This window comes from Lysinibacillus sp. JNUCC-52 (genome assembly GCF_015999545.1).
Classification (GTDB): domain Bacteria; phylum Bacillota; class Bacilli; order Bacillales_A; family Planococcaceae; genus Lysinibacillus.
In genome coordinates, this window is record NZ_CP065546.1 from 530444 (window position 1) to 545350 (window position 14907).

Sequence of the window (14907 nt, forward strand, 5' to 3'; positions counted from 1 at the left end):
CTACTTTACAACTCATAACTCATTACGATTAATTCCCCTTTTATCCCCATCACTCTTTCACCTTTATCGATATAACCACACTTCTTGTAAAGTCCTTGTGCAGCTTCATTCTTTACATTTACTGCTAATACAATTTCATTTATTCCACTAAAGTGCTCTTTCACAAACTCAGGTAATAGCATTAAAGCCTTTTTGGCATAACCTTTCCCTTGATGACGATTATCTGTTGAAAAAGCTCTTATTAAAATCGCATTTTCATTATTAGAATATGGCTTTACACCCTCATTTCGATGTAAGACAAAGAAAACAACAAGCTTTCCTTCATCAATTGCTAAAATTGAATGACGATTGGCATCCGCTTTCGCAAGTTCAAGACATTCCTGTGGTGTTCCCGTAAATTTAAGTTGTTCTTCAGTTAATTGATACTGTTCAATTAATTGCATAAAGTTGTCTTCAAATATGTATAATTGCATAGTTTCTCCCCCTCAGCTAGAACGTTTGTTCTAATTGTATCAATGTTATAGGTAACATTCAAGATAATTATGGTACAGAAACCAATTTCCTGTGCCATCTATTTAGAAGAAATTAGTTTTGCAACTAACAAAAGACAGCACCAGTTGTTCTGATACTGCCTTTTGTAAATGATATTTTTATTAAATGTTTATACGTACGCTTCTATTTCGTTTCAACAGCAATTTCTTTATATTTCGCATCCCAAGCGGGGTCAATTTTACTTAAAGAAACTGGGCGTAATGTTTCTTTGTGCGCTAGAATATGTACGGATTGTGCTGTAGCAGCAATCGTGCCATCTTCATGTAAAATTTCATAACCATATGTTGTACGTAGTCGATCATGCTTTTCTACCCAAGTACGAACAGTTGCTACTTGGCCATAGTGCATCGCTGCCTTATAAGAAATCGATAAATCCATCACTGGCGATACATAACCGTCTTTTTCTAGTGCTGCGTACTCAAATCCTACATCGCTCACTAACTGTGTACGTCCAATCTCCATCCAAATGATGTAGTTTGCGTGGTAGACGACGCCCATTTGGTCTGTCTCCGCATATCGAATCTCAATCTGTTTTTCACTCACAAACATTTTCTTCACCTCGTCCTACATTATAGCGTAAAAATGCTGAATTGGCGGGGTTTAAGCACTAGAGATGAAAAATAAACAAAAATTTAAATTTACAAAATTTAGAAATATAATTTTTATTTTTATTTAGGTAAAAAATGGTAGTATCCGTTTTCACCCTATGTACCCCACTTATTTGGGGTACAAATTGGGGTACATTGGGGTACACAAAATAAATAACTACACTGGGCAGGTGCTAAGGTTAAATACAAAAAAGTCACTCATTATCTTTCTAATGAGTGGCTTTCTTTATTGCTAACTTTTTCTTTTGTCAACATTTCATCTTCACCAGTTATAATGTTTCTTAATTTTAATAATTGGTTAATTACTACATCTAAACTTTCTACTTTATTAAAGCCAAGTGTTACAGGAGCATCATTTAAACTTAACATTTCACTCGTTTCTAATTCTGCACCAATTGGTAAGGGATCAATTCTACTAAATTGAATGGCCCCTGTTTTTAGCTTCTTATTTCCAACTATCCGAACACCTACATCTCCATCTCCAAATAATATTTGAACAGAACTAGTTTTTAGTATTGGCATTATAATTCTCCTTTAGGTAGTTAAATATCAAATTTTCCACTTGTGTTTTTAATGCTTGTTTTGCGTACCTAAGTACTACATCTTCTCCAGGCGTTTTAATAACAACATCACTAAAATATTGATCTATATGAATCCACTTCACTACTACGATTTTTTGTTTAGCTAACATTCGTTTTTGATTGAAATAATCACTTCTTATATCTTTTAATAGGTCATCAACTATTTTTATATATACCTCTGACATTTTAAGGTTTTTTAGTTTATCGTAATCATTCTGCAACGATTTTACTGCCATATCTAAAAGGATAAATTCATGTACATTTCTGCGCTCATCTGGCTTAATCATCAATATCTACCAGTGACGCTTTTTGTATCATATCAAAGGTAATATGCTTGATTGATAAATCAGTATCTAGAAGTAACTCCTTTTTATAAATATCCGTTCCGGTAATCTTTCCAATTTCATCATATAATTTTTTATTCTTCCAAAGTGTGAGCTTAATTAGCTTTTGCATTTTGAAAGCTCTCTGAATTGTTTGCTCTATGTCTTCAAGTTCCCATTCAGTCAACTCACGCTTTTTATCGTAATACTGCTCCTTTTTCCACTCCTTTAACTTAACTAAATGTTCAGGTAGCATCAATGATGTCCATTTCATATTTCCACGATCATTTATCATTACAATCACTCTCCACGATTATTCAACGTCAGATACTTTTAAAATATCTAGAAAATGTATCTTATGGATGCCCATATATCTGTCTTTTATGTGGATTAATTTAGTGTTTGCATCCATTTTTACGACTGTACCCTCTAACAGCTCATCATGTTTGTAAATTGTGTATGTATAAACTTTATTTTCTTTCATCGATTCTGTTAAGGTATATGCGATTTCCTCAAGGTCAAATTCATCACGATCTAAATGCTTAGGTTCTTTCTTTTTTGCTGGTGTTTTTGTTTTAGCAGCCATATCAACTCTCCTAATAAGAACATTTGTTTGTTTTATTATAGAACTAACGTTCTCTTTTGACAATATATTTATTTGGATTTATGGGAAATAAATAGTAAAATAGGTTGACTTTCAATACTAGTACTAGTATAATTAAAGTATAGAAAGGAGGTGAACAAGTGGAATACTTAGGAACAATAATAGCCCTAGTGTTCATTGCATTACAACTTCAATCAAAATGGCTCGACAACCAAAAAAAGAAGTTAGAAAATGAACAACTAAGGCTACAAAACAGAAGAACAAGAAGAGGGGGTTAACCCCTCCTTGTTTCCTAAAGTATACCATGAGCCCATGAAAATATTAAATATTATACTCATTGTCTTACTTATTGCCTTGCTTGCGTTATATGTAAGAGGTTACTTCTTAAAACGTGAGCAAAGAAGATTATTGAAGGAACGTGATGAAAGTGTCAAAAAATCCTCAAACGGAAGCAAATAAACGGTGGCAAGAAAAGAATAAAGAGCGTGCGAAATACACAAGTGCCCGATCTAGGGCACGTAGCTTTATCAAAAATTCAGCTTTAGAAGAAGATTTAGATGAGTTTATGGAATTGATATTGGAGCGTAAACAAATGTTGAATGATATGGAAAAAGACCAAGATGGCATTTAGCTTTCTTGGTCTTTTTCTTTCCTATAAAGTTCGCTTTACAACTGAAATCAGCAAACCTAACGCCTCGCCATCTGTCATTGAGCCCACTTTTTCGCTATGGTCCACCTTTAAGATTCCTTTTTGGTATGTCTCTTTTAACAAGCATTTCAAATCCTCTTTAGCAGTTGATGTTAGTGTGTTAGTCACTTTTGCTTCCTCCTTTTGTTGGATAGTTATTTTTGGTTTCATAGCTTCTTCAATTCGTTTTAAGAAGCTAAACCATCGGTTTTCACTTAAAATACGATGCGGACAGTATTTTCCGTTCCAGTCTTGATGCTTTTTAACTCGTTCAATTCCCCATTCATATTGTTTTAGTAACGAGGCTATATACTGCACTGCATTTTCCTCAGCAGCAGTATAACGCGCTCCTCCACTTTTGCTGTAGCAAATTTCAACACCAATGGATTTACGATTACCGTTACCTTGACCATCACCACAATGCCAGCCGTTGCGATTATATGGAATGGCTTGGATAACTTCTACATCATCAACAGCAACATGATAAGAAACTTGATTGTCGTTAGTTATCATGTATTTAATCTCATTGGCTGCAGAAGCATCATTTGCTGTGTTGTGTACACTAATATACTGAGGTGTCATAGTGTAAGGCGATTTTATTGAATACTTACTAGATGGCAATAAGTTTTGTTTAAAAACGTAAGCCATTATTGCTCACCTTCTTTTTTAGCAGCCTTTAATAAATCAAAAGTTCCCGAAGCTGTTAGACCAGCCACAAAGCCAGCCATCAACATCACATATGCTGGATACTCTGATAACGGCCAACAAACTATGCCAATAAAAATACCAATCACTACCGACGTGATTGGCATGTATTGCGTATTAATTTTAAATGTCTTTTTCAGTACTTCCGAAACAGCTAATACGATAGCCACCATCACCATTGCAATCATAAAAATGTTTGTTAAATCCATTATTCATCATCCTTTTCAGTAGTTTTGTTTTTAAGTGAGTGTTTTTCAATACGGTCCACCCGACCTTCCAATACGTTCAGCGATCGGTTCATACCTTCGAGTGCAATTGCCGTTCTTTCTTGTGACTCATTAGACCGTTCTAAGTGGTCCATTAATTTATTTTCGCGTTCTTCTGCTCGGTTCATTAGATTATCGTTTTTGCTAATTAAATAGCGAAATGCCCCAAACGCTATAATTAAACAAGCTATCGCCCATACTGCTTGGCTTGTAGCAATTTCATTTACTGCAGCTACATCCATTCCATCACCAATCCTTTGCCCTATTCAATAAAAATAAAAAGCCATGAGAAGCATCGAGATTCAGTAACATGTACCGTTGCGCATCTCAATTGCTTTCAGAGTGCTAATTAATGCAAAATAAAAAGCACCTCGTTGAGAGTGCTTTGTTTAATGTTTCTTTTTTAATAACTTTATTGGCTTATTAGTTGATACTGCCCAAAATCCCTCCGGCTCAAAAGTAAAATTCGCATCAATAAACCCATCTTTTTGTAATTCATGAACTGCTTCGAAAAACAACTCAAATTGCTCCTCTTTGAAGCTGTTAGTAAAAAGTGCTTCCTCCAATTGCTTAAAGGATACATCACCTTCTCCTAATATATCCAAAACCTTCTCTTTCATATCTTGCTTTATTACATTGAATTCTATCTCTTTTGATTCTTTAAGTAAGTCCATGAAAGAGTCCTTTAATTCTTCTCTACTAATATTATCAAAAGCTAACTTTTTTACTTGTTCTGTAACTAAATCGTCAATCTGCTTATTTATTTCATGGGATTGCTCGTTAACATCTGTATTTCTATCCACTTGTTTCCTCATATGTGTAACAGTTTCTTTTACCATAGTGAAAGTATCTGCATACATTGTATCAAACATTTTTTCTAACTTTTCCACATTTGAATTTATTTTATTAGTTGAATCCTTCATTTCCTTAGCTGAAACATCAGACATTTTATAAAATGTTATTGATAACCAAATTGCAAGTCCTGCCATTACTAGAGACGCGGCCCCAGAAAATATAGCAATTACATCAACCCATCCTAACGAGACTTCAATTACTGAATTTACTTTACTTGGTTCTATAGACATATGTCCCTTCCTTTCGTCTGCACTCTCTAATATACGACAAAAGGAATGTAATTCCAATGAAAATTTTCATACACATTATTAGTCTTTTGAATGCGTAAATTATTTGTTACTAAACAATATGGGACATTACATCACCAATCCTTTGCCCATTTCATTAAAAAAGCCATGAGAAGTATCGAGAATCAGTACAGTGTACCGTTGCCCATCTCAATTGCTCTCATAACATAAATCTAATGACTATAAAAAAACGCACCCATTGGATGCGCATTGCTAATTCATATTATTAAGCCTGTATTCCTTTAAAATATTTTCAATCTCAGTTAATATCTTGTCAAAAATTAATAACAATTGGTCATTTTGTTCTCTTTCTATTTCTTCGAAGAAGTCTGCTGCCATGATTATCCTATCCATTTCTCGTACATTATAGGCAATTTCTTGATCTAACAAATGATACTTCGAAAAGAAAATTGGTCTAAAATTTTCTCGATAATTTTTTATATTAAACTCGGTGAAACCTCCACCTGCATAAAACTGCATTTGAAATTCACCATCTAGTTTCAATATATCGTTGTAAATTAGAAATTTCTCTATCCTTTGAGATTCCTTTTCCTTTTCAGAATCTCTCCTCATTTGTTTATTTAATGTATTATTTTGAGTAAGAAATGTTATTCCGCCACCTACTATTACACCTAGTAGTGGTAATACTCCAACAAAAATTTGATACCAGTTCATAAATCCACTTCCCTTCAAACTTCTCATATTAACTAAGGAATGGATTCTCCTTCAATATTTTTAAATTACATAATCATTGGACAAAAGAAGACATAACTCAACTGTTTTATAAAATTTAGTTTACTCGTTGATAAAATTTAACAACTCTATCCCTAACGGTGAGATCTCAGTCTTATCTGAATAACTTATAGCTGCACCTTTAGTGTCGCCTACCAATTTACCGCGATAAGCAATATGGATTAATCCAATACCTTCAAGTTTATCTTCAATGAATGTAATAATATTTGCGCTGGCATTTACTCCAGGTAGAAATTCTATTCCATCTCGTAAAGATTTTAAATAGTCTATTTCAATAAATCTTAACTTATCCAGTATATCAAATATTAATATCAATTGAGATTCATCTAATGTATCCACTTCTATAAATCTTTTGATAGAGTTCACTACAAACTTTAATTTCTGTTCCTCATCTTCTTCTAATAATTTTTGCAAAAAGATAGGTAACACAAAATCTTTCATTTGCTCAACCTTCTCTTGATTCGGTGTTGCAGAAATTAAATCTCTAATTTGGTTAATTTCTGCCTCTACAGAGGTTAACCTTTTTGCAAGCCTTCTTATTTTTAGGTTAGTAAGAAAGCTCCCTAATACAGGAGTCATATCTGCTGCGCTTTCACTAATTACTTCTGCTATATCTAATTTTTCAAAATCAGCTAAATCTTTAAGTGCGTTCATTATATTATGCACAATTCATTCCCCCTTCAGAACATAATTCTATTTATCTTAGGGGAAACCCTTTAAAAATATTTTGACTCTAACTTTTCATAGAGGATTTTCATTTCTTTTACTGCTTGTAATGTTAAGCTATCCAAACTATCTTTACCGTTTTTATCAATAAATATATTAAACCCGTTCATTGTATATTGCAAAGATGTCATTATTACTGATAACTCATCATCTGTTAGCTCTATATTATTCAAATACCTCCGTCCCTTCTGACACTTTTGTGTTATCAATTTATATTTATTCTATCCAATTATCTCGGCTTTTACTGAACTAAATGGGAAGATTATTCACCATAAACAGTGCCAATTAATGCAACTAGCGATTGAAATTCATCATCAGATAATAACAGCCCAATCATTGATACACGTTTAGTAGCTGTATCCTTTGTGTAAACCTTTCCTTTAATCATTTTTTCCCATAACTCATATGTGCTCATATTACGCGCCTCCAGACGAATTTAATTCTAACAACATCGTTTGATATTGATTTTCTGCTAATATTTTTTCTTCAATCGTTGGTTGAGTTTCGACTGGTTCAGGAATGATATGTGCTGTAAATTCATCAGCTTCGGAATTGTATAAAAACCCTTCTTCTATTCCTTCTCGTCCAGTAATGTCTAAAAAGTCCTCTGGATTAGGGTAAGGCGGTAATTCTTCTGCCTCGAATATCCAATATGCTGCATTATCTACAATTTGAACAAACTTTTTCATGTTCTTTGGCTCCTTTAATATTCAATAATTACAATTCCGTTCCCACCAGAATCTGCTGCAACATTAAAGCTTGCTCCACTTCCAGCTCCAATGCCTACCACAGTTGTAGTTGATGAAATCTTGCCATTTCCACCATCTCCATAACCAGCACCGCCACCACCTAAATTGAGCGTTGTAGCTCCTGTAGCACTTGTATTTTTCCCAGGTCGCCCAAAAGGAGTAGTATATAGAGCGAAATCTGTGGCGTTATAACCAATGTCAATAATTGCAGGTTCAGTACCTTTTGTAACCAATGGATGACTAGGCTCTTTGGGTGATGACCAACTAGAAGTTGCTCCACCTAAGCAAATGATCCCGAAAGCCGAACTTGAACCTCCAGCTTGCCCTGGAGCCACTGTTTTTCCAGAAGGTGTAACGCCAGCTCCACCTTTACCAACAACGATCTGATAAGTTGTCCCTGGTACTACTTGAACAGCCTTCCTATTAACATAGAAACCTCCATCACCTCCGTAAACATTTCTTACGTAATCATATTGATTTGTAACTGATTGACCAGCGGCTCCCCCACCAAACATAGTTAAAATAATGGCAGTTACACCATCTGGACATTTCCATGTATAAGTACCAGGCTTATCAAAAATCGCAATGTTTTGTTTTAACGCTCCATTTTGGATTTTGAGCAAAAGTGAATCTTGTTTAGTATTTAAATTATCTACACCTTGTTTGATTTGGTCTGATTTACCTTTAATTTCACCAACACCTTGATTAATGCCATCAAGTTTAGTATCAATAGCAGTTAAATCTTCTTGTGTCACACCGCTTGCAACTTCTCCGGCAAGTGTCTTTAAAGCGTTATCAATTTTATCCATATTGCCATTTTGTACATTAACGTCATAAAATTCATCTTGATTAGGTTTTTCTAAATTGTAATTAGGTGTGTTTGTTGACATTATGGCATCACTTCCTCTCGTAATTGTTGATGTGTAAACGCTGCTAGTTGAGCGTGTGTGTAGCGAGCAATTGTACTGTGTTGGTTGTATCGTAATTGGACGGTTAAAACCATGTTTTGAGGTGTAATACGTTCAAGCATAATTGCAACCGCATCAAACATGCCTTTAACTGTCAACTCGATTTTCACGCTTAGTGTCTTTGCTGCCACATCACGTTGCAACTCATATTGCCCCTTGCCTAAAAGGCTATCAAGCAATTGTTTTAACACTCGATTAGTATAAGGTGCTTGCTCTTGGTAACGAGTTAAAATACGAAATCTACGTGTCTCGATGGAGTCAGATGCTGGAACGCTTAGTTTTAGCATTTTTTCGTATCGACTAGCACCCTTTCCATCAGACGTTACGACAAATTGATTATTTAAGGTGTTTTCAATTTCTTGCCACAATGCTTCTAATACAGGCTTTTCAACGTTTGCAATACCAACGATTTCTTTAATTTCATGCAGAACGGATGGTAAATAACTAATGATGTCTACTTCTCTAGCCACTTACAACACCTCGTTTTGGAATAGATTCAACATCTAATGCGATATTGGATTGACTGTCATTTAATTGCGTATTTGCTATATCAAGTACACCTGTTATACCTAGCAATCGATACTCAATTTGGGATACACGAACAACCACACCTGCATGATCTTCCTCATAACTATTAGCCATTGCCCATTCTTCTGCTAACTCTTTGAAATAATCATCGATTACCTTCTGTACTTGATTCTCAATGTCAGCCCATGCCCATCCTGCTTGATACGTAATATTCAATGTAATATTAATGACTGTTTCGCCTACTCCAAACGCAGTTACTATATGATCTATAGGAGCTGTTCCTATGCCTTCTCCCTGATTCTCCAATGGATCAACAGCCTTTTGTACTTCTTCTATTAATGTTGGTGTAGGTTTTTCGTATTGAGAGTTAATAATGACTAATTTAACCGTCCCTCCACCATTCCAAGCGCGATAAACGCGTACTCCACCGACACCAGGTAATTTCCCTATCTTTTCTTTGTAGTCGGCTCTATTGCCTCCAAATGCTGTTGATTCAAAGCTATTGAAGTAGCGTGTGCGGAATGCTTCGGTTTCTTCTTCGTCGTCTCCTGGTATTAATACATCGGTTAACATCGCTGTCTCTAAATTGTTAATATAGTTAATCGGAATAAGTTGCCCTGAAAACAAATTACCTATGTTGCCTGCCGTTTCACATCTCAATATGAATTGCCCCTGTGTAATACGTTCGATAACTTCATAATTCAAATCGTCCAAACTGAAACGACTGCCGATTGGTACATCAATGTTAAATACGCCTTTTCGCTTTGCGTAAGTGGCTTCATACGGCTTTAACCCACGTTCTGCAGCACGTCGAATTAAGTAATCACGCGGTGCTGTATCAGCAAATACCATATCGATAAAATTCTTTAATGTGAAAAGCATTTGAACTGTTTCAACACTATTTGCAGCAGTTGCGTTATACACTAATGACGTTACCTCACGCTTATCAAGAGAATCATCGATACCTGCAAGTTTCCGAGCCATCAATTCTTCAAATGTCATATCTAAATTAAACGGTTCGGCCATTAGTATTCCACCTCTTTCTCTAGCGTTAACTCACCAAAAATAGTGTGCGCTGTGTATGCTACGTGCACTTTGTTTTTCTTTGTTGTCACTACAAATGAATCCACTTCTTTAATGCGGTTATCTTGTAGCAAACATTCTCGTATACGTCGCGGTACCTCACTCGCTACATAAGAAGTAGGTTTTCCGAATAAATCTTTTGATTCGAAACCCGCATTCCATGTATAAATTATGTGATCGTAACGCTCAACAGAGAGCATTAAAAAAATCGCCTGTTTCATGGCTTCTAATTCATCAATAAAGCCAACACAGCGATTCTTATCATGTATTAATTTATAGTTCTTGGATGGATCAATGACTTCCTCAAAATCGAGTGTCAGACCATCGTTTTCAACCTGTGGAATCATTAAACCACCTCTTTATCAATAATTAAGTATTGTTGCCCACCATGTGCCCGTATCATGGTTACTTTGTCGCCATCGACTAAACCATTATGAATTTTAAACTTTTTGCGTCCTTTGTATTCGTGTGTATGACTAGCAGGGCCATTGCCAACTTCTGTTTCATGTTCAACTGTCATGTCTACCTCATAATCTCTGACTGCACGCATAAGCTTTAATTGCTCTTTTTTCAGCGTTAGTTTTTGGTCAACATACACTTCTAATGGCTCTACACTAACAACAGTACCGTATACAATAGTACAAAGCTTTTGAGCGTTTAATACTCCTTTAATCATCTTTTGAATCTCAATTAAAATATCTTCCATACTACGCAACGAAATCACCGCCAATCAGTTTTAAGTCCATTCGATGGTCAGATTCTTTGAAAGTGTGTTTTACCGATTCGACCAACATAAAATTAGCGACAGTTAAATCGCCTAAATACATTTGCACCCCTAATGTAGTACCTCCACGTACCGTTGGATCACCAAATACTTTATTAATGTGTAGCTTCCTTGATTTACGATTGTAGAGAGCTAACATGCCGTCAGCTTTCGCTTTACCGTTTTCTTTTTCATCGAGTTTATCTGTCATTTGCAATATGCCCCATTCGTTCATTTTGGAGCTATCTTGAGCAATGTATATTTCCCGTTTACCTGTTTCTTTGTTTTCTCGTACTAACTTGATTTTGTTGTACGTGTTTTCGTCAATCGAGGTTGTGTATTCAAACGATTCTCCCGATTCTTCGTCAATGAGTAAATCAGATTTAAGCATCTTAATATTACGTAGGTTTAACGCGCCGTAATCGTCATACAGTACATATAAATCACCAGTGTTAAGTGTCGTTTCAGATAGTGCGTTATCCATAATGGTAAATAACTCTTGGTTATCTTCTACTCTTGATGCAATGACATGTTTCGTATTAGCGACAATACCCGTCTTTAGCCTAAAGTCCTCTGCAATCATTTGGAGCACTTGAGCGGCCGTTTTATTGGCATATACGTATGTGTCTTTGTTTTTGAAATAACGTAGTTGGTCATAACAAGTAACGCTGATAAGACGGTTGTTGTTTCGCTTTTTTGTGAATACAAAGCCGAAAAATATTTTGTGGCCATCATAATCAAAGCGAACTGCATCACCTTCATGGAAGCCTAGCACTTCATCTTTAATGATGTTAAACGTTAGCTTTCCTGGTGAGCCCTTACGATGCGTTTCCCACTCAACACCTTCTTCTACCGCACATTCGAAAATACGCCCTTTGCTCATGATATACAGCTGTGTTTTAGCCAAGTTTTATCACCTGCCCAACTTTAATTTCATTTGGATTGCTAATGTTATTGAGCTTTGCAAGTTCGGTGGACTTAGAACCATCACCTAAATACTTTTTAGCAATTGCCCACAATGTATCACCCTTGACGACAGTATGTGTTTTTGGTGTATCCTTGCTTGTTGTTGGACGTTTTTGTTCTACAACTGCCGTTTGTGTAGTCGGTGTACTTGAAGCGTTACTGGATGCAGTAGCAGGCTTTGTGACAAGTCGCTTATTCCCATATGCTCTATATTGCTTCAAACGGATATTTACCATGACGTCAAAGCCATTTTCAGCGGATTCTTTAATTTCGTAATCCTCAATTGATACAGTCATGTTCGTGTCAAAGAGTAGGTTTCCATTCGGCATCATACGGTTAACTATGAATTGAAAAGGTTTTTCAGATACCTTTAATTTTTCAAGCTTATCCAGATAATAAGTAGGTGGCTGAAAGCCGTTTGGATAAACAGAAAACGGATATTTGACGTTTGGGAGCAATACCTCAAACTCAATATCCGTTAAACCTGTTTTCTTTATGATGTTTACTTCTCCGTCATTCATCAGCACAATCGTTTCATTACGACCATTAATTTTCGTGGTCAGTTCAGAAGGAGCGACAGGGAAATGTACTCCATCTACGAAAAAGTTATACATTATCTGTCGGACCTCCTTCTGCTAACATAGCAACTGTTTCTTCTACTTTTTCACCGAATTTATCAATAACACCATCAATGTCCATTTCACTATTGATGTGATTTTCATTTTTCATATCGACTGTGATTTCTGCCGTAGTATATCGGTTGATTGCCTCACGTTCAGCAATGTCACGAAGATACTTTAAATCCTCATTAAGCATCTTTATGCCATCAGCTGCTTTCTTTGTATTGTCGGCCGTTTTCTTTCCTGCATCATTGCCTTTATCGAGTTTGTCACCAATACCTAAGGCATCGTTAATCGACTTCATGAGTGCATCTGAATTGCCGACTTTACCATCATCAGTATTAAATAAATTGGCGCCCCAATTGTAACCCGTGTCCCAAGCATTACCTAAAGACTTCATTTCCATCTTAGGTGCTTCCCAATAATCAGCAGGTACTTCCCCGACCCAATCTTTTAATCCTGCTTTGATACCCTGTAAGTCACTTGTGAATGATTCTCTATGGTTATAAGAACTCTTTTGTTCCCAACCAAGTTTTGTAGTGAGGCCATCTGGTAACATACTAATGAACCAATTCCAAGCTTCAATGGCACGGTTAACGCCATCGATAATAGCATTGGCAAAGCTCGTAGCAAATTTATCCCAACCACTGGTCATAGCAATAGCTTGATCTAAAACGTTACTAGCGAGATTGTAAAATAATTTTTTAATTGTATACGTCTTATCCTTAGAAATGTTTGCGAAAAATTCCCAAAACGAGGCAAAAATATTCCACCAGAAAGCAACGATGTTGTAAACATGTGTTCCTAGAACCGTAAATACACCCGCGATAATTCCTGTTGCGCTAATTGATGTACCTGCGAAATGATTAATTACAGCAACAGCAAGATAAAACAAACTAATTAAAACAACAATAGCACCAATTAACCATCCGATTGGATTTGCTGCTATTGCGAGACTCAAAGCAGCCATAGCAGCAGCGAAACCATATGTTACCCAAGTTGATAAAACAGTTGTTGCAACATACCACAAATTCCGTATTCCGGCCGTTAGAGTCATCAATGCATTAATCGCTATTTCCCTATTAGTCCACGCCCACGCGGCTGCGTTGATAATAAGTGCAGCTGTCACTCCTCCAATCACTGGAGCAATAAATGACCAGTTATCGTAAACAAAACTACCTACAATTGACATAGCGGCTAAAGAAATATTTATTGCATCTGCAATCGTGTATATAGCTTCTGTTGCACTAGCAACAAACTCCTTAAATCGGTCACTATTTGCAACTTCATTTATTTTTTGTAATACTGGTCCGAATGCTCGTAAGGCTTCATTTTTGAAATATGTCCACATTTGAGACCATGTAACTGGCATACTATCGAACTTTTTATTTATTTCGTCTGTTGCCGCAAACATTGCGTTTTTTACAATACTCGCAGTAATCTTACCATCTGCTGCTAATTCACGAATCTTACCTAATGGCTCACCCATATAATCAGCAATTGTTGAGATAAGGTTTGGTGCTTGTTCAAAAATAGAATTTAGTTCGTCACCACGTAAGACACCTGATGCCAACGCTTGTGACAATTGAATGGTAGCATTACTTGCTTCTACAGCACTTGCTCCAGCGATACCGAATTGTTTTTGTACAAGCTCTGTAAATGCAACCACTTCACCTACATTTCCAAATGCATCACGAGCATTAGTACCAATCCTTGCAACCATATCAGCAGTATCTTTAAATGATGAATACGAACGTTGGGCAGCGTCATGTATAAGTTGTTGCGCAAGTTCTACGTCACTCATATCACCAAGTCCGAAATCAACTTTAGCCAGTTGATCCGGGATTACAGGCATATCTTCTACCAGTAGTTGTATACGAGCTTTAGTATTAGTTAATTCGTCCGAAATCTCAATTACTTTACCTAAACCTTGCAAAGTTAAATAGGCGCCAATTAAAGCACCTACTTTCTTGAGTAATCCATTCATTTTATCTGTACCATCTCGTATTCGGTTGTTTAAACCCCTTTGTGCGTTATCAGCAGAACGAATTTCTTCTTGAATTTGATTCATAGAACTCGCTGCCGTAGCTAATTCTCTTCGCATTAACGCTATTGTAGAAGTATCGAACATAGTTCCAGAAGCAGTATGCATCGCCTCCATTTGATTGACCATCATTGATACTGCACTGTGCATGGCTCTCATCGGTTGACTCAAACGATCTTGAATTTGAATTGCAGTACGAATTGTAGCCATAATTTCACCTCTTTTTGACAAAATAAAG

Annotated in this window: 25 protein-coding genes; 2 read left to right on the forward strand and 23 right to left on the reverse strand. The window is 36.1% G+C overall.

Annotated features, from left to right (window positions below):
- Positions 1-5: 5 nt before the first annotated feature.
- From JNUCC52_RS02795 to JNUCC52_RS02820, 6 genes are all read right to left on the reverse strand, one after another.
- Positions 6-473 carry a GNAT family N-acetyltransferase gene (locus JNUCC52_RS02795; RefSeq protein WP_337981308.1) on the reverse strand — a complete coding sequence of 156 codons (468 nt, stop codon included), beginning with the start codon at positions 471-473 and terminating at the stop codon, positions 6-8.
- Between the two features lie 202 nt (positions 474-675).
- Positions 676-1101 carry an acyl-CoA thioesterase gene (locus JNUCC52_RS02800; protein WP_172771373.1) on the reverse strand — a complete coding sequence of 142 codons (426 nt, stop codon included), beginning with the start codon at positions 1099-1101 and terminating at the stop codon, positions 676-678.
- A 260-nt stretch (positions 1102-1361) separates the two neighbouring features.
- A complete protein-coding gene (locus tag JNUCC52_RS02805; RefSeq protein ID WP_337981309.1) occupies positions 1362-1682 on the reverse strand; it encodes a hypothetical protein in 321 nt (106 codons plus the stop codon).
- A complete protein-coding gene (locus JNUCC52_RS02810; protein WP_337981310.1) occupies positions 1663-2028 on the reverse strand; it encodes a YhjD family protein in 366 nt (121 codons plus the stop codon). Before JNUCC52_RS02810 ends, JNUCC52_RS02805 begins: the two co-directional genes overlap by 20 nt.
- Positions 2021-2359, reverse strand: coding sequence for a YolD-like family protein (locus JNUCC52_RS02815; RefSeq protein ID WP_337981311.1), 339 nt, complete (start codon positions 2357-2359; stop codon positions 2021-2023). The genes JNUCC52_RS02810 and JNUCC52_RS02815 overlap by 8 nt, the downstream gene beginning before the upstream one ends.
- Positions 2360-2377: 18 nt before the next feature.
- Positions 2378-2650 carry a YolD-like family protein gene (locus tag JNUCC52_RS02820; protein ID WP_337981312.1) on the reverse strand — a complete coding sequence of 91 codons (273 nt, stop codon included), beginning with the start codon at positions 2648-2650 and terminating at the stop codon, positions 2378-2380.
- A gap of 158 nt (positions 2651-2808) precedes the next feature.
- On the opposite strand from JNUCC52_RS02820, the gene JNUCC52_RS02825 reads away from it, so the two are divergent.
- Positions 2809-2946, forward strand: coding sequence for a hypothetical protein (locus JNUCC52_RS02825; RefSeq protein WP_337981313.1), 138 nt, complete (start codon positions 2809-2811; stop codon positions 2944-2946).
- Between the two features lie 143 nt (positions 2947-3089).
- Positions 3090-3299: a hypothetical protein gene (locus JNUCC52_RS02830; protein ID WP_337981314.1), complete on the forward strand. Its 210-nt coding sequence runs from the start codon at positions 3090-3092 to the stop codon at positions 3297-3299.
- Between the two features lie 21 nt (positions 3300-3320).
- Here JNUCC52_RS02830 and JNUCC52_RS02835 read toward each other — a convergent pair whose 3' ends face one another.
- From JNUCC52_RS02835 to JNUCC52_RS02915, 17 genes are all read right to left on the reverse strand, one after another.
- Positions 3321-4004, reverse strand: a complete 684-nt coding sequence (locus tag JNUCC52_RS02835) for a peptidoglycan recognition protein family protein (RefSeq protein WP_443136909.1) — start codon at positions 4002-4004, stop codon at positions 3321-3323.
- Positions 4004-4270: a holin gene (locus JNUCC52_RS02840; protein WP_205444757.1), complete on the reverse strand. Its 267-nt coding sequence runs from the start codon at positions 4268-4270 to the stop codon at positions 4004-4006. Before JNUCC52_RS02840 ends, JNUCC52_RS02835 begins: the two co-directional genes overlap by 1 nt.
- Positions 4270-4569, reverse strand: coding sequence for a hypothetical protein (locus JNUCC52_RS02845; RefSeq protein ID WP_337981315.1), 300 nt, complete (start codon positions 4567-4569; stop codon positions 4270-4272). Before JNUCC52_RS02845 ends, JNUCC52_RS02840 begins: the two co-directional genes overlap by 1 nt.
- Before the next feature lie 147 nt (positions 4570-4716).
- Complete coding sequence (locus tag JNUCC52_RS02850) at positions 4717-5412, reverse strand: hypothetical protein (RefSeq protein ID WP_337981316.1); 696 nt, start codon at positions 5410-5412, stop codon at positions 4717-4719.
- A gap of 270 nt (positions 5413-5682) precedes the next feature.
- Complete coding sequence (locus JNUCC52_RS02855) at positions 5683-6144, reverse strand: hypothetical protein (RefSeq protein ID WP_337981317.1); 462 nt, start codon at positions 6142-6144, stop codon at positions 5683-5685.
- Between the two features lie 120 nt (positions 6145-6264).
- Entirely contained in the window at positions 6265-6888 is a 624-nt protein-coding gene (locus JNUCC52_RS02860; RefSeq protein ID WP_337981318.1) for a hypothetical protein, read from the reverse strand.
- A gap of 50 nt (positions 6889-6938) precedes the next feature.
- Positions 6939-7121: a hypothetical protein gene (locus JNUCC52_RS02865; RefSeq protein ID WP_337981319.1), complete on the reverse strand. Its 183-nt coding sequence runs from the start codon at positions 7119-7121 to the stop codon at positions 6939-6941.
- A gap of 89 nt (positions 7122-7210) precedes the next feature.
- The gene (locus JNUCC52_RS02870) at positions 7211-7363 is read right to left on the reverse strand and encodes a hypothetical protein (RefSeq protein WP_337981320.1); all 153 of its coding nucleotides are present in this window, start codon (positions 7361-7363) and stop codon (positions 7211-7213) included.
- A gap of 1 nt (position 7364) precedes the next feature.
- Positions 7365-7637 (reverse strand): hypothetical protein, encoded by a 273-nt coding sequence (locus tag JNUCC52_RS02875; protein ID WP_337981321.1) that lies wholly within the window; start codon positions 7635-7637, stop codon positions 7365-7367.
- Positions 7638-7651: 14 nt separating this feature from the next.
- The gene (locus tag JNUCC52_RS02880) at positions 7652-8587 is read right to left on the reverse strand and encodes a glycine-rich domain-containing protein (protein WP_337981322.1); all 936 of its coding nucleotides are present in this window, start codon (positions 8585-8587) and stop codon (positions 7652-7654) included.
- Entirely contained in the window at positions 8587-9135 is a 549-nt protein-coding gene (locus tag JNUCC52_RS02885; protein WP_337981323.1) for a putative phage tail protein, read from the reverse strand. Before JNUCC52_RS02885 ends, JNUCC52_RS02880 begins: the two co-directional genes overlap by 1 nt.
- Positions 9128-10219, reverse strand: coding sequence for a baseplate J/gp47 family protein (locus JNUCC52_RS02890; RefSeq protein WP_337981324.1), 1092 nt, complete (start codon positions 10217-10219; stop codon positions 9128-9130). Before JNUCC52_RS02890 ends, JNUCC52_RS02885 begins: the two co-directional genes overlap by 8 nt.
- Complete coding sequence (locus JNUCC52_RS02895; RefSeq protein WP_337981325.1) at positions 10219-10623, reverse strand: DUF2634 domain-containing protein; 405 nt, start codon at positions 10621-10623, stop codon at positions 10219-10221. The genes JNUCC52_RS02890 and JNUCC52_RS02895 overlap by 1 nt, the downstream gene beginning before the upstream one ends.
- On the reverse strand, positions 10623-10982 hold the full coding sequence (locus tag JNUCC52_RS02900) for a DUF2577 domain-containing protein (protein WP_337982174.1): 360 nt from the start codon (positions 10980-10982) through the stop codon (positions 10623-10625). Before JNUCC52_RS02900 ends, JNUCC52_RS02895 begins: the two co-directional genes overlap by 1 nt.
- A 1-nt stretch (position 10983) precedes the next feature.
- Positions 10984-11946, reverse strand: a complete 963-nt coding sequence (locus tag JNUCC52_RS02905) for an XkdQ/YqbQ family protein (RefSeq protein WP_337981326.1) — start codon at positions 11944-11946, stop codon at positions 10984-10986.
- Entirely contained in the window at positions 11939-12619 is a 681-nt protein-coding gene (locus JNUCC52_RS02910) for a LysM peptidoglycan-binding domain-containing protein (RefSeq protein WP_337981327.1), read from the reverse strand. Before JNUCC52_RS02910 ends, JNUCC52_RS02905 begins: the two co-directional genes overlap by 8 nt.
- Positions 12612-14900: a tape measure protein gene (locus tag JNUCC52_RS02915; RefSeq protein ID WP_337981328.1), complete on the reverse strand. Its 2289-nt coding sequence runs from the start codon at positions 14898-14900 to the stop codon at positions 12612-12614. The genes JNUCC52_RS02910 and JNUCC52_RS02915 overlap by 8 nt, the downstream gene beginning before the upstream one ends.
- Between the last annotated feature and the right edge of the window lie 7 nt (positions 14901-14907).